Consider the following 20,069-nt stretch of genomic DNA (forward strand, 5'->3'; position numbering starts at 1 on the left):
ACTATAGCGCAACCGGGTGATTATTATGGTACCGTCTACAAAGGTCCGTTTCTCATCCCATTACTTGGAGTCATTATTGTAGTCGTGGCCATTATTGTGCGGGTCAGGAGTAAGAAAAGGAAGTAAAAAATCAAGGGGATCGACAGGAGGGTAGGCCAGACATAACACTTAACCTATTAAGCATACCCACAACACAGCTATAAAAAGGGATAATTGAGTAGCTTAAGGAGTAGCAATAAGAAGCCCATGGAGCCTACTAATAATGAGTTATTTCGTCAAATGGTCCTCCACTGGGAACAAGTGGAAGACAAGGCTGGTATGTTGAATTTTAGCCAGTATAGAATGGCCTTCGAGGAACTTCAAACCTCACCAACCATATAGAACGCACCAAGGCCATCGTAGAAGGGGTGATCTACCAGGCCGACCAGCTCGGTAGATCGCCAGATTGGATACTGACTGAACTGTTTTTCGAAATCCAGGCCGAGCGCCTGGGTGACCGCCATGAATGGCTACGGCTGGAGGTGGCCGCTGAGCAGGCCAGTGATCCGTCCCTTGATCTTTACCGTGAGCGGTTAATCCGATTTGCTTCCACATCCTGACGGCCCTTCCTGCGCTCAGCCACGGCCATCCCCCGAGCCCTAGGCAACTATGAGAATTAGAAGATTTTATGGCTTCCAGGCAAGATGAAAGGTTGGAAACAACGTCGAAAGTAGACCTCAACACCCCGCCCCGGCGTAGGTGTTGAAACTAATCCCGATGTATGCATGCGTAGTTGAACTTAATAACAGGCAATGTTTGCCGATCATAACAATCAAATCCAGAGTTGGTCTGCCAGCACAATGTCAATGTCCTTCTGCTTATTTAGCCAAATGCGATACGTAATTCATTGATTCCACAGGTAATCCGCCCGGTAGCCAATGAATCAAGAGGAATCACCTTTGCAGGGTAATTATTGAGTAAATTTGGGAGTACTACGTCTAAAAAGTGCATCAACTGGGGATGCCCATCCAGTTTTACCAGATCTACGGAATCAAACCAGCTCACATCAATAAGTTGAGCCGCTTTGTGATTCCGATGATGAGGATAACTAACAAAGACTTTTTGCCGGTCAGGGGTAAAAAAATGAACGCAGATCTGTTGTGGAGTATCTACAAAAGTGGGGTATGCATAAAGGTAAAGACCAGGCAGAGGATATGTAGAGCGTAATGTCATATATTTTGTTTAATTGATACACCTCAAATATATATATGCACATTTTAGTAAATTCACTTATTTATTATTTGGTCGCTGTAATCGTAAAAGAAATATTTCTGTTGTAATTGTTAATATTTAAGTAACATACTACTCTAATACATAGTGTATACTAATGAGAATTCGCCACTTGATATAGGCCCTTGAATTGCCTTTCTGGCTGGTAATAGAGAAAGAGCTACTTTATAAGGCGAGAACTGGCTTTTACATCAACCTAAATCGTGAGCCAAACCAGCTATAAAATAGGTTTATCCATCAACCTTTGTCGTTTACGACCATTTTTCAGTCGTTCACTACTTTAGAAAGTGGCTGGACAACTAAATAGCTAGCTTTGTTCCAGAGCCAATGTACTATGCACTCGCTAACCAGTAGGTGCATAGCTATAAGCTGTTTCTTGAGTTCACGTCTTCTTTTGGCTTAGACCGCAATAAGTCAGGCTATCATCCAGGCGAAAGGGCTCTAGAACGATCAGGAAAGTACGGAGAATGTTGCTACGTGTGTAAAAGAATTAAGTATTTCACCGATCTCAACAGGTTAAACTGGTAAGTGAGGTGGGATTATTTGAAGGAGAACTGGTAGGCTTGGTAAACTCCCTTAGCTAAATTAAAGACGTTATGAATATTGACTCATCTTTTCAAAACTTGCTGGAGCATTATGTTTTTACGGTTGCTGATAGCTTCATCGAACAGGCATCCCCCGATGAACAGCAACGTTTACTGAATCTGATCAGAGACATTGGAAAGCAGATCGATCCGCAAAAACCAAGCAGAGTTTCTTATTGGAAGGAGGAGAGTCAGGGTTGGTAAACTGACTGAAGGTGCTTAAGGACTTTCCTTTTATACCTGTGTTCTGCTGGCTGGTTTGACGGGGGCAGCGTGGTTAAGCAGTTGAAAGAAGAGCTTAGTCAGGATAGATGCAGGAGTCACAGTGAAGACAGACGGTAATAAAAACAAGCATGCTCTTGTTAACATTTATACAAGCTATCTGTTTTTAGGTACATGGATACGCAAACCAAGCCTAATACCGATCTGTCGCTCAACGATTCCAGTGGACGCGACCTGTTAAAAGCCTCAATTACCAATTATATCACTTTCTTACGACGACAGCCTGCGGTCTGTGGCAGTGCTGAACAGCAGGTAGCGCTACTCAAGCATATTGCTCAAGGGCATGATTTGATCAAGCTGGTGGCGGCTGAACGGCTTAAGATCACCCGCCAGCTTGATAAACAGAAGCACGACTGGATGCAGGTGGAGGCAGAGTTGACGGCTCCCATTGAAGAGGCTCTGAAACCACTGAAAGAGGCTGTTGAGCGCTATAATCAGGAAATCTTACGTGTTCGTGCCCATCAACAGGCTGAAGCCGCGGATCAGGCTGAGCTGGCTCATAAAGATGATGGCAACTGGCTAACGCCTGAAGTGTCCTTAGTAGCTATTCCCAAGGGTGTACAGATGCGGTGGACTTTTGAGGTTATTGATCCGAATCAGGTTCCTAATGGCTACTGGATAATTGATGAGGCCGCTATTAAAGCTGCTATTGCCAGTGGTGAACGTAGTATCCCTGGCGTACGCATTTACGAAGAGGCTATTACTAATTTTCGAAAATAAAGACGTACTAGCGAATACATGTTCTGATCACCTATCTCATTCATGTCCCCGTTGCCTTACTTAAATACTATTTTTTAGCTTTTGTTTTTCATGGAGTGTTTATCCTATGTTAGTTCAAACAAGTCTAACATCTCAACGTAAGACCATGAAAAAAATCGTATTAATGGGAGCCATGCTACTAGGTGTAGCGGCTTTCAGCGCTCAGGCCCAGACAACTCCTACTAGCACAGGTAGTGGAAGTGGCAATGCTACCAATGGTTCAGCTTCGCAAAACGGCACCACCAGCGGTACCAGTGGGTCGACTATGGACCAAACGCCAACAACGGGCTCAGGCTCGACGGGAAATGGCCGCATGAAGCGGAGTAAATCCAACAATTCCTCTGACATGAACTCGGGGACAGGCTCTAACAGTTCTTCCAGTGGTAGTATGAACAGCAGTCAGGGAACGGGTACGATGTCTACCCAGGATGGATCAGGAAAAGGAAACGGCGGTAAAATGAAACGTAATCGTGGCAACCAGGGTAGCGGTTCCTCATCACCAATGAGCACCACCTCGCCCCAGTAACGAATAATATACTCGAGGTTAGTTATAACAGGCTGCCTGCTTCTCCGGGTTTAACACATACCCTTAACATAGTGTAGTGAATGGATAGTTTAAAAGTCAGTTCTTCCATAGAACTGGCTTTTTTTGTTTACAGCCCGGTTAGAGACTGTGGCATGGTACATCTGCCTGTCGGGTACTAAGGAGAAAAACCGACTTTTTACTTTTAATGAAAATGAGTCTACCAGCCCGCATTAATCACTTTCTCATCCAGGTACTGCAATCGCCCATCTGACCAATGAAGACATACTCGCCAGGTCCCTCTGGCAAGGTGGGCCGTTGATACAACATGGCGCGGTTTTGCTGTGGGTGTAACCTGAATCTGGATAATCTCCTGGACGCTGCTGATACGGCTGAACGTAAGATCACCCTTCAGAAAAGAGGTTGGTAGTACGAATGCTAATAATTGGGAAGCAGGCTCAAACGTCATGACCTTAAAAATAAGTAGTGAATATTGATTCGCTACCCAAAGCTAACACCCGGGAGAGTCGCCTGTCCATGATAAATAACAGGGTTCGACTTAATTGAATTCAGCTATTAAACTGATTGTCATCAGGATAAAAGTCAGTCATAACAAGCAGTTTTGAGTAATTAATCTTTACTGCCTTGTCATGCTACGTTATCTGATTGTCAGCCTGTTCATACTGCCATCGTTTGCGAATGCTCAGCGTCCTGACGATTGGGCACGACTTCGTAATTATGCCACCTCCATTGGAGTAGACAGCCTTTGCGCCAGTCCCGACCCAATTTGCCTTAAGCGCTACTTCACCCAGATTATCTATGGACGAGTGCCCCTGCGAATGGGTTACCAGGGCGTATCGGAGCATATTGATTCGGTACGTATCAGCCAGCTAACCAGTCAATTTATGGCCGGTTTGAACTGGTGCCCGCTGTTGGATTCGCTCGAATCATCAGACCCTCATTACCGACAGTTAATAGCCTATTGCATGCGTTGCCTGGTCGATGATTATATGGCCGATTCCCTAACTATTGGCCAGGTGCAGGAAACGCTCAATACCTATCGCTGGCTGAATCGCTTTGCCTTTGATAAACGGGTCATCGTTAACATTCCTTCAGCAACACTCCGGGTTATTGACCGGCGGGGTAATACACTGCTCTGGAGCCGAATTGTCGTTGGAAAGGCTAATACGCCGACCCCTGTTTTTACGGCTCTTATTCCTGGCCTGGTTATGTATCCCTACTGGAACGTACCGCGCTCAATTATGGTGAATGAATTGCTACCCATGATTCGAAAAAGCCCTGTTCTTACCTTGGAAGGGCTGAAAATGCAGGTACTGAACGCAAGCGGCAAACTAGTTGATCCCAAAGCTATCGACTGGACTGTTTCTGCCAAATCGTTTCCCTACCGGCTACGGCAATCGACTGGTTGCGATAATGCGCTGGGTGTATTGAAGTTCAACATAACTAGCCCCTACGATGTGTATTTGCACGACACTAACGCACGATGGGCGTTTGCCAATGAGAATCGGTATTTAAGCCACGGTTGTATACGAGTCGAGAAACCAGTCGAACTGGCCAACCTGCTGCTGGGATACAACCGCTTCGACAAGAACTATTTAACAAGCTGCCCTAAAAAACCTAGCTCTCAAACGATTAATCTACCTGAAGCCGTACCTGTCATTGTAACTTATAATGTAGTGGATCTGGACCAAGCTGGCGCCGTACAGGTATATCGGGATATATACGGTTTATGGAAATTGACTTTATAATCTCTTCTCAATCCCGATGATCAGATGATAAGTCCATCCATTCCTTTTTCGCTTTCGGATAAACATCCACTTCAGGGACTTACGACATCGGAAGCCGAACGACGCCTACGCGAACACGGACTCAATGTGGTGGAGACGGAACCACCCGAACGCTGGATTTTCCTGTTCGTTCGCCAGTTTAAAAGCCTCCTCGTCTGCGTACTGGCTGTGGCGGCTGGCCTATCATTTAGTATGGGGGAAACAGCCGAAGGACTGGCGATACTGGCTGTACTAGCGATTAATGCTCTGACTGGATTTGTGCTGGAGTGGAACGCCAGTCGGTCGATGCAGGCACTTCGCCGGTTAGACGTAACGCGGGCTCATGTACTGCGCGATGGGCATGTACAGGAAATTCCATCTGAACAAGTTACACCCGGCGATTTGCTACTGGTGGAAGCAGGCGATATGGTTGTCGCCGATGCCGATCTAATCGAGGTGCATCAACTTGAAGTTGACGAATCGACACTGACGGGCGAATCGTTACCCATTGCCAAAACGCTTGAGCCAACCTCCACCGACGCACCCCTTGGCGAACAACGTAATCGGCTCTTCAAAGGTACAGCCGTGACGGCTGGTGCTGGCCGGGCTCTCGTAACGGCCGTTGGCAGTCAGACCGAATTAGGCAACATCGCCACCATGGTTTCGCAGGCTAAACGAACGGCAACTCCTTTAGAAGCTAAACTTGATATTTTATCGAAGGTTCTGATTGCGGTCACTTTTGGCCTTACTACGCTATTTATTGCTGTTGGACTGTTTCGGGGCGAAGCAGCCGTGCCGTTGATCAAGACTTCGGTTGCGCTGGCGATAGCGGCCATTCCTGAAGGATTATCGGTGGTGGCTACTCTAGCGCTTGCGTATGGCATGTTACGTCTGGCCGACCATAAAGTGTTGATTAAACGATTATCGGCCGTGGAAACACTGGGTGGCACCAGTGTCATCTTTACTGACAAAACCGGGACACTTACCGAAAACAGAATTGAGGTGTTTAGTCTGCAATTGCCTGGCCAAGAGAAGGATAGCTATGTCGAAGTACAGATCAATCCAGTAGCTCATACATTTAACGTTGTGCGGGGTGAGTCAACTGTAGCCGAAACGGATGCCTTTAGACAATTGGTGCGCCTGGGTGTTCTTTGCAACAATGCCGAAGTAGAACTTGCTACGTCTCAACCGCATGAACTTGGCGATCCCGTCGAAATAGCCCTGCTCAAATTCGCCTTTAGTTCAGGTCACGTTCCCAGTAGGATACGTCAAATGTTTCCCCGCTTAGCCGAACTGGCCTTTAGTTCCGATACTCGAATCATGGCAACGCTTCATCAGATGGATAGGGGTTATCTGGTAACCGTCAAGGGGGCCCCTGAAGAGGTACTACTTCGTTGTTCGTCGATGTCTCCAGACCAACGTTCCTGGCAGCAGCAACGGGCCGAATTGATGGCGCAGGACGGACTGCGGACGCTGGCATTTGCGTATCGGGAAACGCTGGAAAAGCCCGATTTTACTATGTTCGCACAGAATAATCTGACATTTGCCGGACTAATTGGTTTCCTGGATCCGCCCCGCATGGCTGTCACTCCCGCCCTGCAAGCCTGCCGAAAAGCCGGTATTCGGGTAATCATGGTTACCGGCGACCACCCAACCACCGCGTTGACGATTGCCCGGCAAGTGGAACTAATAGAGGCTGATAACAAACTGGTTCTAACGGGTAAAGACCTGAAACCTGTGAATGAGCTTACGGCGGACGAGCAGGCACGGCTACTACGTTGCCGGGTATTCGCCCGCGTAAGCCCTGCTCAGAAATTAGCCCTCATCAACTTCTATCAACAACAGGGCCAAATCGTTGGTATGACCGGGGATGGAGTTAATGACGCACCTGCACTGAAGAAAGCCGATATTGGCATTGCCATGGGACTTCGCGGTACGCCTGTGGCCGCAGAAGCAGCAGACATTATTCTTAGAGATGATTCATTTACCTCTATCGTGCGGGCCATTGGTCAGGGGCGGGTCATTTTTGAAAATATACGCAAGTTTGTTTTATTTCTACTATCCTGTAACCTGAGCGAAATTTTTGTGGTAGCCATCGCCGGATTAATGGGGGTGGGCAGCCCACTGCTGCCTTTACAAATTCTGTTTGTCAATATCGTGACCGACATATTTCCGGCGCTAGCCTTAGGGGTTGGCCGGGAGAACAGCGTCCTGATGAAACTTCCTCCACGGCGCCCGGGTAGTCAGTTGCTCAACCGGGCCGACTGGCGTCGGGTGTTGTTTTATGCCATCGTTTTAACAGGCTCGGTATTGGGGGTATATGCGTTTGCTCGCTGGCAATGGGTTTATAGTGCGTCGCAAAGTCGTACACTTACTTTTTATGCGCTGTCCGTTGCACAACTAACGCACGTATTTAATCTATATACTGGTAAACACGCATCGTTACTCAGCAATGAAATCACCCGGAACCGATACGTTTGGATTGCCTTGCTGATCTGTGTAAGTATATTGCTGATTACGTACTATGTGCCGGCAATTCACCAGTTATTAGCAATCCAACCCCTCGACAGTAAAGCTTTGGTTTTGATTTTAGTCGCGGCCTTTCTCCCTGTATGGATCGTCTGGACAGCCAGACAAATTAACGCGCTTCGGCAAGACTACCCTGTAAATACTACTCAATCAACGGCGCCCTAAATCGGAAAAGTTGACCATGTTTATAGGCAAACTATCCGATTTAAACCAAACAGTTGGCCGCTCGTTATTTATGCCGAAACCCGCCCCCGCCAACCCCTAACGTGACGAAGAAACCATATGGGACGTAGCGCATGGGTGTCAATAAGGTAGCCCCCTGTTGATCTCCATGCCATTCCGTTGATGCGGTCATTCGTCGATACCCAGCCCGAAGACTAAGTATAGGCCCAGCCTGTAATGTAGGATCAGTGCCCGATTTTAAAACTAGCCAGTCAACTGTTAAGCCGATATCGGTCGAGATTCCATCGAGTACGTGCGTCGTTAACGTACCAGACGATGTGGTCGAATTGATATTAAATGAACTGAGTCCCGGACCCAGACTGGGGTAAAGCTTTACGCGCCTGGTCTGCCAGACTACCCAGCCTAACCAGATATGCGCATTCGAGGCCGACGATTCGATGGTCGTCTGGGAAACTACATCCAGAACCCGTTTATTGACGAGGGCCGATACACCGGCGCCCACAAGCCACCGATTTCGACGGGCATAGATCTCAGCACCCAGTATACAATACTGATTATCACTAAGCGTCTTATCTGTCTTATTTACTTGCTGAATTGCATTGGCAAAACCCGGCCATACACTCTGACCACCCTGGAAAAAACCAGCCCCACCCCAGATTCTCTGCCCCCGCCCTTGGGTTTGTAACAAGAGCATTAGGAGTAAGCAATATATATTCCTTTTGTGGACTATCATTCTAGCAAGGGTTTAGAAAGAACGATCAATACGGTTGCGTCCGAAACCGATTCAAGTCGGTACGTGACTTCCAGATGCGGCTGCAAGCTAGAGTATGGTTACCAGTTCGCCAATGACTCTTCTTTGTCAATACATTGATTCTAATCAAGTTACAGCCTGACTTTCTTCATCAAAAGAAAGGGGCATGAAGGTTTGATTTGTGCCATAAACGGCTGGGTTGGGTAAAATAGCCAGTCATTGAAGGCACAAATCAAAAAGGACTGTTATGGACAAGGACTTACTAGGAAAAACGGCCCTGGTAACGGGGGCGGCTTCTGGGATTGGCAAAGCGACTGCCCTACTCTATGGTCAGCATGGTGCGCATCTGATGCTTTCGGATGTGAATGAAACTCAAGGGCAGGAAGTGGTTGACCAAATCAATTCTTCTGGTGGGGCTGCTCACTTTTTCAAGGCCGATGTAGGCGACGCAGCCCAGTGCCAACGCCTTATTCAGGCAACTATTTCTGCCTTTGGTCATTTAGATATTGCTTTCAACAATGCGGCTATTGGGGGTGAATTGAATTTAACCGCGGATTACTCGGTGGAAGGCTGGCAGAAAATTATCAACGTCAACCTCAACAGTGTCTTCTATTGCTTGAAGTATGAACTGGAAGCGATGCTGAAACAGAATAGCCCAGGTTCTATTGTGAACATGGCGTCTATTCTAGGTCAGGTAGGTACAGCTCAGTCGCCCGGATACGTAGCGGCCAAACACGGCATCATTGGACTAACCCAGACGGCCGCCATTGAATACGCCCCCAAAGGCATCCGTATCAACGCCGTTGGTCCCGCTTTCATTGACACGCCATTGCTGGGCGTATTGCCAAACGAAGTTAGAGAAGCGCTGGTCGATCTTCATCCCATCGGTCGGCTTGGTCGATCGGAAGAAGTGGCAGAATTGGTGGTCTGGCTGTCTTCGGAGAAAGCCTCGTTTGTAACAGGTTCCTATTACCCCGTCGACGGCGGTTATCTGGCTAAATAAGAGATAAGTACCAATTAGATTCATGATTTTTACGTGTAATCAAGCCGTTGAATTTTAGTAAATATCTGCAAATCAATGTCTTGATTGTACGTAAGAGTATCGCACCTGAAGATGCCTCTAGTGCAGGGTGATAATGGTTTCTTGGTTGGGTAAGATGAGTTTAACTTGGTCTAATGATTCTTTTTTCACCCCACTATTGAATCGAAAAAACAGCATCTTCAGCCAATCCGCCGTTATGACGTAAGCGATCAGAATTAGAGTCAGCGCCACTACTTGTTGGACATGAGCGACTGAAAAGCCTAACAAGGGTGCCAGGGGAGAAATTGGCAAATAAATGGTAATTACTACCGCTAGTAACCCGGTTATCACCAGCCATTTTCCGGGTCTGCTTTTAATAAATGAGTGCCGGGTACGAATAATGAATAGAATCAGCAGTTCGGTAATCGATGACTCAATAAACCAGCCCGTTTGAAAGGGCGAACCCGACAGATGGAAATACTGGAAGAGGGTATAGAACGTAATGAAATCAAAGAGGGAACTGTGTAACCCAAACACAATCATGAAATTACGAATCTGCTTCATATCCCATTGCAGCGGCCTGGTCAACTGGTCTTCGTCAACTTCATCGGAAGCAATGGTCAGAAATGGCAGGTCCGTGATTAGATTGGTCAGCAAAATTTGTTTGGGTAGCATCGGCAGAAACGACAGCAGCAGGGAAGCCCCCGCCACACTGAACATATTGCCGAACGTAGCGCCCGTAGTGATAAAAATATACTTCATCGAGTTGGCGAAGGATTTGCGCCCTTCCAGAATACCGTCGGCCAGTACCGACAGATCTTTTTCCAACAGCACAAAATCGGCCGCTTCCTGCGCTACGTCGACCGCATTGCTGGTCGAGATCCCCACGTCGGCGGCATGAATGGCGGCTACGTCATTGATTCCATCGCCGATATAGGCAACGGTCGCTCTGGCCTGTTGCAGGGCCTTGATGATCCGTTCTTTCTGGTGTGGTTCGATTTCAGCAAATACGTCGGTTTGGAGCGCCTTGACCCGTAAGGCTTCCGGTGTTAACTGATCTAACTCGCTGCCCGTTAGCATGACGGGTGTATTGTTTACGATAGCCTGAGCCGTGTGTAGAGCCGCAAACCGGTTGTCGCCCGTAATGATTTTTACGGCTACCTGCAATTTCCGGAGCTGGTTGAGAGACGCCAGGGCACTTTCTTTGAGCGGATCTTCCAGAAGAATAAAGCCTAAGAATGTCATTTGCGTCTCGTCATCCCGGCTGATTTTAGCCGTAGTCAACGGCTTATAGGCCAGGCCCAGCACCCGGTACCCGGCCTGACAGTACGTAGCAAAGCGATCTTCGATTGACTTCCGAATAGAATCGTTAATGGGTTCCGGCTGACCGGGCTGTGCTTCAACCTGACTACATGCATCCAGTACGTTGCTTAACGCGCCCTTGGTGATAAAAAATCGTTGCTCTCTTTTTTGTACGGCAATGCTGAGCCGCTTCCGAATGAAATCGTAAGGAATTTCATCCAGTTTCTGATAGTCATCAATCGGCAGGTGTAAGGACGTGATGGCCTGATCGATGGGGTTGGTAAAACCCTGCTGAAAAGAAGCATTCAGGTATGCATATAGCTTAGCCCGTTCGTCGGATTTTCCCTGCCAGTTTACCATATCACTAACCGTAGCCGTTCCTTCCGTAATGGTGCCGGTCTTGTCTGTGCACAATATTGTTACTTCCCCAAAATTGAAAATAGAGGACAGTTTTTTGACGATTACTTTCTTATTCAGCATGCGCCTGGCCCCCGACGACATCGCAAAGGTCATGATCGCGGGTAACAGTTCAGGAGCCATCCCGATAGCGAGAGCCAGCGAGAACAGGACGGAATCGAAAAAAGGCTTTTTGAAGTACAGATTGGCCGCCAGAATGACCAGCGATAGCGTAATGGTTATCCGCAGCAGGAAGTAGCCAAAGCGTTTGATACCTTTTTCAAAAGCCGTTTCCTGCGTTTGTGCCAGACTGTGGGTCATCTGCCCGAATAGGGTCTGCCTACTGGTTTGCACCGCCATCGCTCGGGCAGAACCGCTGATCACGTTGGTACCTTGCCAAAGGCAGTTGGTTTTCTGATTCAAAGGCAACGTTTCGGCAATCGTTCCGGCCATCTTTTCAACGGGATAAGACTCGCCGGTTAGCGAGCTCTCATCGACGTGCAGTTCATTGCTGTCCAGAATCCGGCAATCGGCGGGAATACTGTCGCCCGCATTGAAAATCACTACGTCGCCCGGCACAACTTCCTCGGTAGGCACCTGATGTTCCTGCCCATCGCGTAGGACTGCATGCTTCATGGCAATCATTGAACGTAGTTTTTCGATGGCGCGCCCGGCATTCATTTCCTGCCAGAATCCCAAAAAACCGGTTGCCAGCAGAATGACCAGAATAATGAGTGTGTCGGAGGTTTCGCCCAGCATCGCCGACAAAATAACCGCTACCACCAGGAGCAGTACCAGCGGACTGGTAAACTGACGGACCAGCAAGGCCAACTCACGACGGAAGCGACTTTGCGTATGCAATTGCTGGCGTTGTTCCCGGATGCGGTTAGTCGCTTCACGGGTCGTTAGCCCATCTGGCGATGAGTGAAGCGCACGATAAAGTTGTTCAACTGGTGGCGAAGAGAGCGATAGCTTGTCCATAGTAGAATGATGCCACACCCGTAACTTTCTACTGGTGTTGGTTTGTTGTTTCAATACGCGCGATTATACCTGATTGATTGTCTAGTAATCGTACCGTAGAAAAGCAAGCTTAACTTCTCACTTCAGGTATATCCTGTCCTTCTCGTCGGATATAGGCAGCATGTTCAGCAAGTTTGTTCTGACACCATTGGGTCAGCACCTGAATGCCGGGATGCTTATTGATATGCTTCAGGGCAGCCAGTACTAGTTGGTAGCGACTCATATTGTTCTGCATGAGCATATCAAAGGGGTCGTGGTACGACCTTCTTCTACATAGCCCCGAACATGAAACCGGGTAGGATTCGTCCGGTGATGCAGCAATTCATGAATGAGCGTCGGGTAGCCGTGAAAAGTAAAGATCACGGGCCAGTCAAGCGTAAAGAGCTGGACGAAAGCCGCTTCTGGAAAACCGTGCGGGTGATCCTCCGGCGGCATGATCGTTGACAGATCCACTACGTTCACCTCCCGTACCCGAAGGGAAGGGAGGTGTTGATGTAGAATAGCCGCAGCCGCAATAGTCTCGTTGGTCGGTACATCGCCCGCGGCAGCCAGTACGACATCGGGCTGCTCATGCCCGGGATTGCCCGCCCACGCCCAGATCGACATGCCCCGACGGCAATGCTCGCTCGCTTCTTCGATAGACAACCACTGGGCCTGACTCGCTTTGGACGCTACAATCAGGTTGATGTAATCGCGACTGCGGAGGCAATGAGCCGTTACCGACAGCAGACAGTTGGCGTCGGGTGGCAGATATACTCGGGCAACCGAGCTTTTCTTGGCCACCACCGAATTAATGAAACTGGGAACCTGGTGCGTATAGCCATTATGATCCTGCCGCCAAACGTGCGACGTGAGCAGGTAATTAAGGGAGGTCAGCGGTTTACGCCAGGTCGTCTCTTTGCTCACTTTCAGCCATTTAGCGTACTGGTTCAGCATTGAATCGACCAAAGGAATGAACGCTTCGTAACACCCAAAAAGCCCATGTCGGCCCGTCAGTAAGTAGCCTTCCAGCCAGCCTTGACAAGTGTGCTCACTCAGGATTTCCATCACCCGGCCATCGGGTGCCAGATACTCGTCCGTTTCGACCATCGGTCCCATCCAGGCCCGCTGTGTAGCGTCAAAGAGCGGTGTCATGCGATTCGACGTTGTTTCATCCGGGCAAACGATGCGAAAGTTTTGAGCCGTTTCGTTCAGACAAAACACGTCGCGTAAATAACGCGCCAGCGTATGCGTCCCTTCGACGGACTCGTTGCCCCGCGTAGATTCGCCGGGCGACGATACGTCCACCGCATAACGGGTGTAATCTGGAAGTTCGAGGCCTACCAGCAACTGTCCTCCATTAGCATGTGGATTCATGCCGATACGTCGGGCGTCAGTTGGACAATCGCTAATGACATTCCGGAAAGGCCGCCCCATGCCATCAAATAAATCCTGTGGACGATAACTGCGGAGCCAGGTTTCCAGCGTAGCCAGTTGAGCAGGTTTGCCCGCCGGGTCGGCAACGGGTAACTGGTGAGCATGCGAGGTGTTCTCCATGGCTTGACCGTCAACGGTCAGCGGGCACGTCCACCCTTTTGGCGTTTCCAGAATCAGCAGGGGCCAGGGCGGTACGCCCGTCAGCAGTCCCGCTCTGGCGTTCCGTTGAATGGTCTGGATTTCTTCATATGCCCAGTTCATAGCCTGCCACATAGCCGTGTGAACCTGCATGGGATCGCTGCCGCCAACGATACGTACCTGATAGCCATAGCCCGTAAACAGATTCGTCAGCGCATTATGACTCATGCGCCCATAAATCGTTGGGCCCGACAGTTTGCACCCGTTGATGTGCAGAATCGGCAGTACAGCCCCATTGTCACGTAGGTAGAGTTGGGCAGCGCCGAGGTAATTGGTGGCCTGCCAGTAGCGATGCAGGTTGGCAAGTCGCTGGTGCGTCGGCTCAGTCGTTGAGATGTCAATAGTCTGGTTTATCATGAAAGGGGTATAGAAGGGCAAGTAATTCGGACGTTGGCTCAGGACAAATTTGGCATCCAGCCCAGCGCGCTAAACTGACAGGCCTTAGGCGTTCGTCTGACTTTACTCAGTGGTCGATACGAAAATTACCTTACTAGCCTGAGTAAGCTCATAGACGCTACTGACGAAAGTCAGACTCCTTACAATCAGCTGGTTGCAGCTTTGTGATTACTAAATACTTAGCCCGGCAATGGCGTCTCCTGTGCTTATACCCACTTCCAGCCTAATCGGCCTAACGCCCCCTGAGGTTGATGCATCACGGGAGCGCTACGGCACTAATATTGTGCCCGATCCGTCAACGGACTGGCGTCTTTTAAAAGACATTATTACCGAACCTATGTTTGGCTTGTTAGCCGGAGCCTGCGCCATCTATGGATTTCTGGGAGAATGGCGAGAAGGAGTGGCGTTGGGCATCGCGATGTTACTGGTAGCGGCTCTTTCGGTATATGAAACCCTTCGTAGTGACCGGGCGATGCAGGTGCTCAGGCAGTTAACCCAGGCCACGGTTCAAGTGCTGCGTACTTCCCAACTGATCAGCTTACCCACCGAGCAGTTGGTGGTGGGCGACGTTGTGCTGCTAACAGAAGGTCAAACTATTCCTGCGGATGGGGTATTGCTTCAGGCTAACGATTGCTCCGTCGATGAAGCCATGTTGACGGGGGAATCAGTTCCTCTGCCTAAAACGGAAGCTGGCACACCTTGTTTTGGGGGAACGGTGATCACCTCGGGTCGTATTTATATTCGCATCAATGCTGTGGGGGTTAACACCGAACTAGGTAAACTGGGCCGTTCACTCCAAGCCATTATGGTTGAAAAAACACCCCTGCAACAAGAGATTCACCAGTTTGTGAACCGAATGGCGTTGATCGGCCTGAGTGCTTTTTTGCTGGTCTGGGCGGTTAATTTCGCTCATTCCGGTGACTGGGTCACATCCCTGCTGTTTGGGCTGACGATGGCCATGACAATTCTACCCGAAGAAATTCCGGTGGCTTTTAGCAGCTTTATGGCGCTGGGAGCAGCTCGGATGGCGAAATTTGGCGTATTGACCAAGCAACCACAGACTGTTGAAAGTTTAGGATCGGCCTCCGTCATCTGCGTCGATAAAACTGGAACGATTACCCAGGAAGGCATGTCGCTGGTTCAACTTTATATCGGTTCCGAGCAACGTATTGTTCCCTTGTCGGAAGTAATTTCGGCGGCTGCCTGGGACGTACTAGCTTGTGCCCGCTGGGCTAGCGAACCCGAACCCTTTGATGCAATGGAACAAGCGATTCTGACGGCATACCGGACGCATCATCCGCCCGGTGATTCCTGCCAGCGTCCCCTGGTACACGAGTATCCACTATCGGGAACGCCCCCCATGATGACGCATGTATATGACCCAAAAGCGGGCACTGTACAGGTTGCGGGCAAAGGAGCCGTCGAACGAATCATTCGGGTTTGCCGCTTAACCAAACCCGAAGCGGCTATTATTTTACAGCAGGCGAACCAGCTAGCGGCCGAAGGCTTCCGGGTATTGGGCGTAGCCAGTAGCGAGTGGGTTGGTGCTACGTATCCAACTGATCAGGACGATTTTACCTGGTCGTTTATAGGATTACTTGCCTTCGAGAACCCGCCGAAGCCGAATGCCCGTTGGGTTATTGATCAGTTTAAACAGGCGGGTATTGCCGTTAAACTGATTACCGGTGACTCGCCTGAAACCGCTCTTTCTATTGCCAGGCAAGTCGGTTTGACGGATGACAATCAGGTGTTGACGGGTGTGCAGGTAATGCTCTTATCCGACGAAGCCTTACGGAAGCAGGTGGGCTCGATACGTGTATTTGCCCGTATGCTGCCCCAGGCCAAACTGAGAGTCATTGAGGCACTCAAAGCCAACGGACAGATCGTCGCCATGACGGGCGATGGTGTCAATGATGGGCCTGCTTTAAAAGCCGCCCATATTGGTGTAGCTATGGGTCAGCGCGGTACTGAACTAGCCAAACAGGCAGCATCGCTTATTCTGTCGAAAGATGATTTGGCCAGCATGGTTGAGGCCATTGCGCTCGGACGTCGCATCTACCAGAATCTTAAAAAGGCGGTAGCCTATATTATTTCCATTCACATTCCCATCATTCTGATCGTTACGTTGCCGCTACTAGTCAACTGGCAGTATGCTAACCTGTTAAGTCCCATTCATATCATTCTGCTGGAACTGATCATGGGGCCAACTTGCTCGATCGCCTTTGAGCAGGAACCTGCCGAAAAGGGATTGATGCATCAGCCACCCCGTCCGCTAAGCACCACTTTTTTAACGGCAAATGAATTGGGTATGAGTATTATTCAGGGATTACTGATTGCCCTCGCTACATTGATGGTTTATTATTTTGGTATGCAACAGGGACAGTCCATAGAGACGGTCAGAACCATAACGTTTTCGACGCTGGTCTTGAGCAACATTGGATTGACGCTGGTAAGTCGATCCAATCGGGATTCACTACTACAGACCCTAAAAAAAAACAATCCAGTTCTCTGGAGCGTCCTCGGTATTACCGTATTTATCCTGGCTGTCTCCTTATTTGTTCCTGCTATCCGCTCATTTATGCAGTTTGCGCCGTTAAGCCGTGTTCAATTGGGCCAGTGTTTGCTGGCTAGCTTTGCCGGTACGTTTTGGGTAGAAGTGTATAAATGGAGGAAACGCGAAACCGAACAAACAGTTTCTTATACAATATAAGGCTCAATCAAATTCAGTACGTTCTCGGGAGGCAGCCCTTCGTGCCACCATAACTCCGTACCCTGGCTGACCAGCACAAATGCAGGCAGTTGCATGACCGGCACGGCTACCGAATCCTTGATACGTACTCTGAGTGAGTTCAGGCAGGATGGCCTGATCGAGATAAACTCGTCGGGCAGTATTCGGATGCTACAACCCGAGAAGCTGCGCCAGGCGAACTGGTAACTATTCTGCGTAGCCTGAGCAATGACTTCTTGGTCAAACCTGGGCTGTCAATAATCAGCTGGTTGACTGACCGTCAGCATTCTTTATGGCTTGTCAGTAGGGTACTTTTAGAGTGGCGGTTCCCTATAAAACAGCCTGCTACCCAACCTCATGCTGAGCGAACTATCTTCCGATGTGATCGAAACGATGCTGATCAATCAGTACTTCGGCCGGATTGGCTGTTCCGCCAATAACCGGGTTCTAATTGAACCCGTTATGTATTACTACGACGGGCACTTTATTTACGGGCTAACTCGGGAGGGCACCAAAACGCAATTGCTGCATAAAAACCCTAACGTAGCGTTTGAGATTGACGAGGTAGTCAGCCAGGCCAGTTGGCGAAGCGTAGTTATTGAAGGGATTTATGAGGAATTGCAGGGTGACGAGCGGGAAGATGCCCTTTTTTTCCTGCGTCAACGCAAGATTCCAGTCTTTGCTGACGAACGGTTTGGCTATCCGGGTGTCGAGTCGCCAAGGGGTCATAAAGTGGTCTATCCGGTTGTTTACCGAATTAAGATCGTAAGCAAAACGGGGCGCTGCTATCAGCGGTCCCTCGACCTGCCTCAAATTTCCGAGAGTCATACAGCCTAGTATTTCTTCTGACAGACAATCCGCTACGTCCATAAATAGTGACGTAGTGCAACGATACATACTATATAATCCCGTTTTCACCCAAGGCTTATCTGCTAGTTTGAATTATTAAAGAAAAAGCACTCCACCCGAGATTCTCGGGTGGAGTGCTTTTTGAGTGAATTTTCAAATAGCTAGTACGTCGTAACGACCAGATCATCCTCGACAATCAGTACCCCCGGTGCGGACCAAACCGCATTCTCTACTTCTTTTCGTTCAGCCCAGGAATGAACTTTGCCGCGTAAGATTACTTTATTGCCATTCGTTTCAACCTTGATCTGCTGCGCTTCCACGACGGCATTTCGTTTCAGGGCATCGATAATTTTTAAATTTACGTCCTGGGCAATTACCTGAGGTTTAACCCGAATTAGATTCGATACGCCCTTTACGCCGGAAATAGTTTCGACGGCTCGTTCGGCGGCCTGTGACTGATAATTCCAGTCAACTTCCCCCTCAAGCGTCACCCATCCCCGTTGGACCTTTACTTTAATCATAGACTGGGGCACCTGACTGTGCCAGTCAAAAGACCGTAGAATGGCCTGCCCAATTTCTTCGTCGCTGTGCCCGCCAAACACAGAATTCACCGTGATTTCCTGCGTCACCACGGTAACCCCCTTTACGCGCTTGGCGGCTCGTTCAGCCGCCATTTTCATCAGGTAATTATCTACCTCGCCCGTTAAGGTAACCACGCCATCTTTCACGGCTACGCCAATTTCAGCCGCATTCAGCACGGGTTCCCAGCGTAATTCGCTCATCACATCCTTTTGTAAGGTTTCATCGGTTTTCATAGTGGTTTTTGGCTTGATTGAAAAACAGCTCAAAACTAAAAGACGGCTCACCAGCCGACGATGACCTACTTCAGCAAGCCTGCTGATTTGAAGCAGTCCCATATCGAATCCAAAACAGCTGTAATGAGATAAAATCATACTACTCCCTGATCGGCATCATAAGGCATAGTTACCGTGAAAGCCAATTTTGCTTAAACATAGCTGCTTTGTGCCATGAACATCGCCTTTTTTAGCGCTCTGCCTTTTGAGCAAACCTGGTTTGATTCGTCCGTCAACCATTCGATTACCTACATCCCGCAAGCACTGACCCTACAAACAGCCGAGCTGGCTAAGGGACATAGAGCCGTTTGCGCCTTCGTCAATGATGACCTCAGCCGTCCTGTCCTGCAAATCCTAAAAAAACAGGGTATTTCGGTTGTGGGTATGCGTAGCGTCGGTTTGGATAACGTCGATCAGGAAGCGATGGCCGACCTGGGCATGACCCTTCTACACGCGCCTGGACATTCGCCTTACTCGGTGGCCGAGCAGGCGGTTACGTTATTGCTGGGTCTGGTTCGGCACTTGCCCAAAGCCAGCCAGCGCGTTCATATGGGCAACTTTTCCATTGATGGACTGATCGGCAACGACCTCCACGGGAAAACGGTGGGGGTCATCGGCGCGGGACGTATTGGAAGTGTATTTGCGCGGATTATGCTGGGCTTTGGTTGCCACGTATTGATTTATGATGTCCGACCCAATCCAAAGCTCATGGAAGCGGGTGCGCACTACCGATTACTATCCGACCTACTGGCGCAAGCCGACATCCTATCACTCCATTGTCCGTTAACACCGCTCACCGACCATATTATCAACGCACAAACCCTGGCGGCCCTCAAACCCAGTGCTGTGCTGGTCAATACGGCCCGGGGACGATTAGTGGATACCAAAGCGGTCCTGAATGCCCTGGATGCCGGCCAGTTAGCTGGTTACGCGGCTGATGTTTATGAGCGGGAGCGAGTCTATTTCCATTATGATTATTCCAACAAACCGATTGCGGACGATCTCTTAAATCGATTGCGAAATCACTCCAACGTACTGCTAACGGCGCATCAGGGCTTTTTGACCGAAGAAGCCCTTCGGCAGATGGCGCGAAATTTACTCAACCAGTTTACTTTCTACGATAGCCAGCAGATGATCATGGTCACCAAAGCGTCGATGTGTTAACAACTTATCTGTCAGGACAAATGATTGTATATCAAGCCATTAATTTTTGTATAAGCTA

At 49.1% G+C, this 20,069-nt stretch carries 16 protein-coding genes and 1 pseudogene; 10 read left to right on the plus strand and 7 right to left on the minus strand.

All coding sequences use genetic code 11. The features are described 5' to 3' along the window. Positions 1-359: 359 nt before the first annotated feature. Together ACYVEA_RS09215 and ACYVEA_RS09220 are read right to left on the minus strand one after the other, a co-directional pair. Positions 360-503, minus strand: coding sequence for a hypothetical protein (locus ACYVEA_RS09215; RefSeq protein WP_461113139.1), 144 nt, complete (start codon positions 501-503; stop codon positions 360-362). 358 nt (positions 504-861) lie between these two features. Further along, on the minus strand, positions 862-1,212 hold the full coding sequence (locus tag ACYVEA_RS09220) for a hypothetical protein (RefSeq protein WP_461113140.1): 351 nt from the start codon (positions 1,210-1,212) through the stop codon (positions 862-864). Between the two features lie 653 nt (positions 1,213-1,865). Here ACYVEA_RS09220 and ACYVEA_RS09225 point away from each other — a divergent pair. From ACYVEA_RS09225 to ACYVEA_RS09235, 3 genes are all read left to right on the plus strand, one after another. Further along, positions 1,866-2,057: a hypothetical protein gene (locus tag ACYVEA_RS09225; protein WP_461113141.1), complete on the plus strand. Its 192-nt coding sequence runs from the start codon at positions 1,866-1,868 to the stop codon at positions 2,055-2,057. 192 nt (positions 2,058-2,249) lie between these two features. Then, positions 2,250-2,855, plus strand: coding sequence for a hypothetical protein (locus ACYVEA_RS09230; RefSeq protein WP_461113142.1), 606 nt, complete (start codon positions 2,250-2,252; stop codon positions 2,853-2,855). Positions 2,856-3,000: 145 nt separating this feature from the next. Beyond that, positions 3,001-3,420, plus strand: a complete 420-nt coding sequence (locus tag ACYVEA_RS09235; RefSeq protein WP_461113143.1) for a hypothetical protein — start codon at positions 3,001-3,003, stop codon at positions 3,418-3,420. A 217-nt stretch (positions 3,421-3,637) separates the two neighbouring features. Here the strand turns inward: ACYVEA_RS09235 and ACYVEA_RS09240 are convergent, their stop codons facing one another. Continuing rightward, complete coding sequence (locus ACYVEA_RS09240; RefSeq protein WP_461113144.1) at positions 3,638-3,886, minus strand: hypothetical protein; 249 nt, start codon at positions 3,884-3,886, stop codon at positions 3,638-3,640. A gap of 181 nt (positions 3,887-4,067) precedes the next feature. Between ACYVEA_RS09240 and ACYVEA_RS09245 the strand changes: the two genes are divergently transcribed. Then, entirely contained in the window at positions 4,068-5,186 is a 1,119-nt protein-coding gene (locus ACYVEA_RS09245; RefSeq protein ID WP_461113145.1) for a L,D-transpeptidase family protein, read from the plus strand. Between the two features lie 24 nt (positions 5,187-5,210). Further along, positions 5,211-7,898 (plus strand): cation-translocating P-type ATPase, encoded by a 2,688-nt coding sequence (locus tag ACYVEA_RS09250; protein WP_461113146.1) that lies wholly within the window; start codon positions 5,211-5,213, stop codon positions 7,896-7,898. 64 nt (positions 7,899-7,962) lie between these two features. Here ACYVEA_RS09250 and ACYVEA_RS09255 read toward each other — a convergent pair whose 3' ends face one another. Continuing rightward, positions 7,963-8,604: a hypothetical protein gene (locus ACYVEA_RS09255; protein WP_461113147.1), complete on the minus strand. Its 642-nt coding sequence runs from the start codon at positions 8,602-8,604 to the stop codon at positions 7,963-7,965. 310 nt (positions 8,605-8,914) lie between these two features. Here ACYVEA_RS09255 and ACYVEA_RS09260 point away from each other — a divergent pair, with 310 nt between their 5' ends. Next, positions 8,915-9,670 (plus strand): SDR family NAD(P)-dependent oxidoreductase, encoded by a 756-nt coding sequence (locus ACYVEA_RS09260; protein WP_461113148.1) that lies wholly within the window; start codon positions 8,915-8,917, stop codon positions 9,668-9,670. 117 nt (positions 9,671-9,787) lie between these two features. Here the strand turns inward: ACYVEA_RS09260 and mgtA are convergent, their stop codons facing one another. Next, the gene (mgtA, locus tag ACYVEA_RS09265) at positions 9,788-12,367 is read right to left on the minus strand and encodes a magnesium-translocating P-type ATPase (RefSeq protein WP_461113149.1); all 2,580 of its coding nucleotides are present in this window, start codon (positions 12,365-12,367) and stop codon (positions 9,788-9,790) included. Between the two features lie 109 nt (positions 12,368-12,476). Next, positions 12,477-14,377 (minus strand): annotated as a pseudogene (locus tag ACYVEA_RS09270) (phosphoketolase family protein). A gap of 229 nt (positions 14,378-14,606) precedes the next feature. Between ACYVEA_RS09270 and ACYVEA_RS09275 the strand changes: the two are divergent. From ACYVEA_RS09275 to ACYVEA_RS09285, 3 genes are all read left to right on the plus strand, one after another. After that, entirely contained in the window at positions 14,607-17,126 is a 2,520-nt protein-coding gene (locus ACYVEA_RS09275) for a cation-translocating P-type ATPase (protein ID WP_461113150.1), read from the plus strand. A 93-nt stretch (positions 17,127-17,219) separates the two neighbouring features. Next, the gene (locus tag ACYVEA_RS09280; RefSeq protein WP_461113151.1) at positions 17,220-17,351 is read left to right on the plus strand and encodes a helix-turn-helix domain-containing protein; all 132 of its coding nucleotides are present in this window, start codon (positions 17,220-17,222) and stop codon (positions 17,349-17,351) included. 150 nt (positions 17,352-17,501) lie between these two features. Beyond that, positions 17,502-17,981, plus strand: coding sequence for a pyridoxamine 5'-phosphate oxidase family protein (locus ACYVEA_RS09285; protein ID WP_461113152.1), 480 nt, complete (start codon positions 17,502-17,504; stop codon positions 17,979-17,981). A 173-nt stretch (positions 17,982-18,154) separates the two neighbouring features. On the opposite strand, the gene ACYVEA_RS09290 is transcribed toward ACYVEA_RS09285, so the two are convergent. Further along, on the minus strand, positions 18,155-18,808 hold the full coding sequence (locus ACYVEA_RS09290) for a BON domain-containing protein (protein WP_461113153.1): 654 nt from the start codon (positions 18,806-18,808) through the stop codon (positions 18,155-18,157). Positions 18,809-19,021: 213 nt separating this feature from the next. On the opposite strand from ACYVEA_RS09290, the gene ACYVEA_RS09295 reads away from it, so the two are divergent. After that, positions 19,022-20,011 (plus strand): 2-hydroxyacid dehydrogenase, encoded by a 990-nt coding sequence (locus ACYVEA_RS09295; RefSeq protein ID WP_461113154.1) that lies wholly within the window; start codon positions 19,022-19,024, stop codon positions 20,009-20,011. Positions 20,012-20,069: the final 58 nt, after the last annotated feature.

Source organism: Spirosoma jeollabukense (assembly GCF_054777855.1).

What these genes read in the sequence shown, in the direction of transcription:
- ACYVEA_RS09290 (WP_461113153.1), bottom strand. Translation starts at nt 18,808, where the DNA reads ATGAAAACCGATGAAACCTTACAAAAGGATGTGATGAGCGAATTACGC.
- ACYVEA_RS09240 (WP_461113144.1), bottom strand. Translation starts at nt 3,886, where the DNA reads ATGACGTTTGAGCCTGCTTCCCAATTATTAGCATTCGTACTACCAACC.
- ACYVEA_RS09275 (WP_461113150.1), top strand. Translation starts at nt 14,607, where the DNA reads ATGGCGTCTCCTGTGCTTATACCCACTTCCAGCCTAATCGGCCTAACG.
- ACYVEA_RS09295 (WP_461113154.1), top strand. Translation starts at nt 19,022, where the DNA reads ATGAACATCGCCTTTTTTAGCGCTCTGCCTTTTGAGCAAACCTGGTTT.
- ACYVEA_RS09225 (WP_461113141.1), top strand. Translation starts at nt 1,866, where the DNA reads ATGAATATTGACTCATCTTTTCAAAACTTGCTGGAGCATTATGTTTTT.
- ACYVEA_RS09235 (WP_461113143.1), top strand. Translation starts at nt 3,001, where the DNA reads ATGAAAAAAATCGTATTAATGGGAGCCATGCTACTAGGTGTAGCGGCT.
- ACYVEA_RS09280 (WP_461113151.1), top strand. Translation starts at nt 17,220, where the DNA reads ATGACCGGCACGGCTACCGAATCCTTGATACGTACTCTGAGTGAGTTC.
- mgtA (WP_461113149.1), bottom strand. Translation starts at nt 12,367, where the DNA reads ATGGACAAGCTATCGCTCTCTTCGCCACCAGTTGAACAACTTTATCGT.
- ACYVEA_RS09285 (WP_461113152.1), top strand. Translation starts at nt 17,502, where the DNA reads ATGCTGAGCGAACTATCTTCCGATGTGATCGAAACGATGCTGATCAAT.
- ACYVEA_RS09245 (WP_461113145.1), top strand. Translation starts at nt 4,068, where the DNA reads ATGCTACGTTATCTGATTGTCAGCCTGTTCATACTGCCATCGTTTGCG.
- ACYVEA_RS09215 (WP_461113139.1), bottom strand. Translation starts at nt 503, where the DNA reads ATGGCGGTCACCCAGGCGCTCGGCCTGGATTTCGAAAAACAGTTCAGT.
- ACYVEA_RS09260 (WP_461113148.1), top strand. Translation starts at nt 8,915, where the DNA reads ATGGACAAGGACTTACTAGGAAAAACGGCCCTGGTAACGGGGGCGGCT.
- ACYVEA_RS09230 (WP_461113142.1), top strand. Translation starts at nt 2,250, where the DNA reads ATGGATACGCAAACCAAGCCTAATACCGATCTGTCGCTCAACGATTCC.
- ACYVEA_RS09250 (WP_461113146.1), top strand. Translation starts at nt 5,211, where the DNA reads ATGATAAGTCCATCCATTCCTTTTTCGCTTTCGGATAAACATCCACTT.
- ACYVEA_RS09220 (WP_461113140.1), bottom strand. Translation starts at nt 1,212, where the DNA reads ATGACATTACGCTCTACATATCCTCTGCCTGGTCTTTACCTTTATGCA.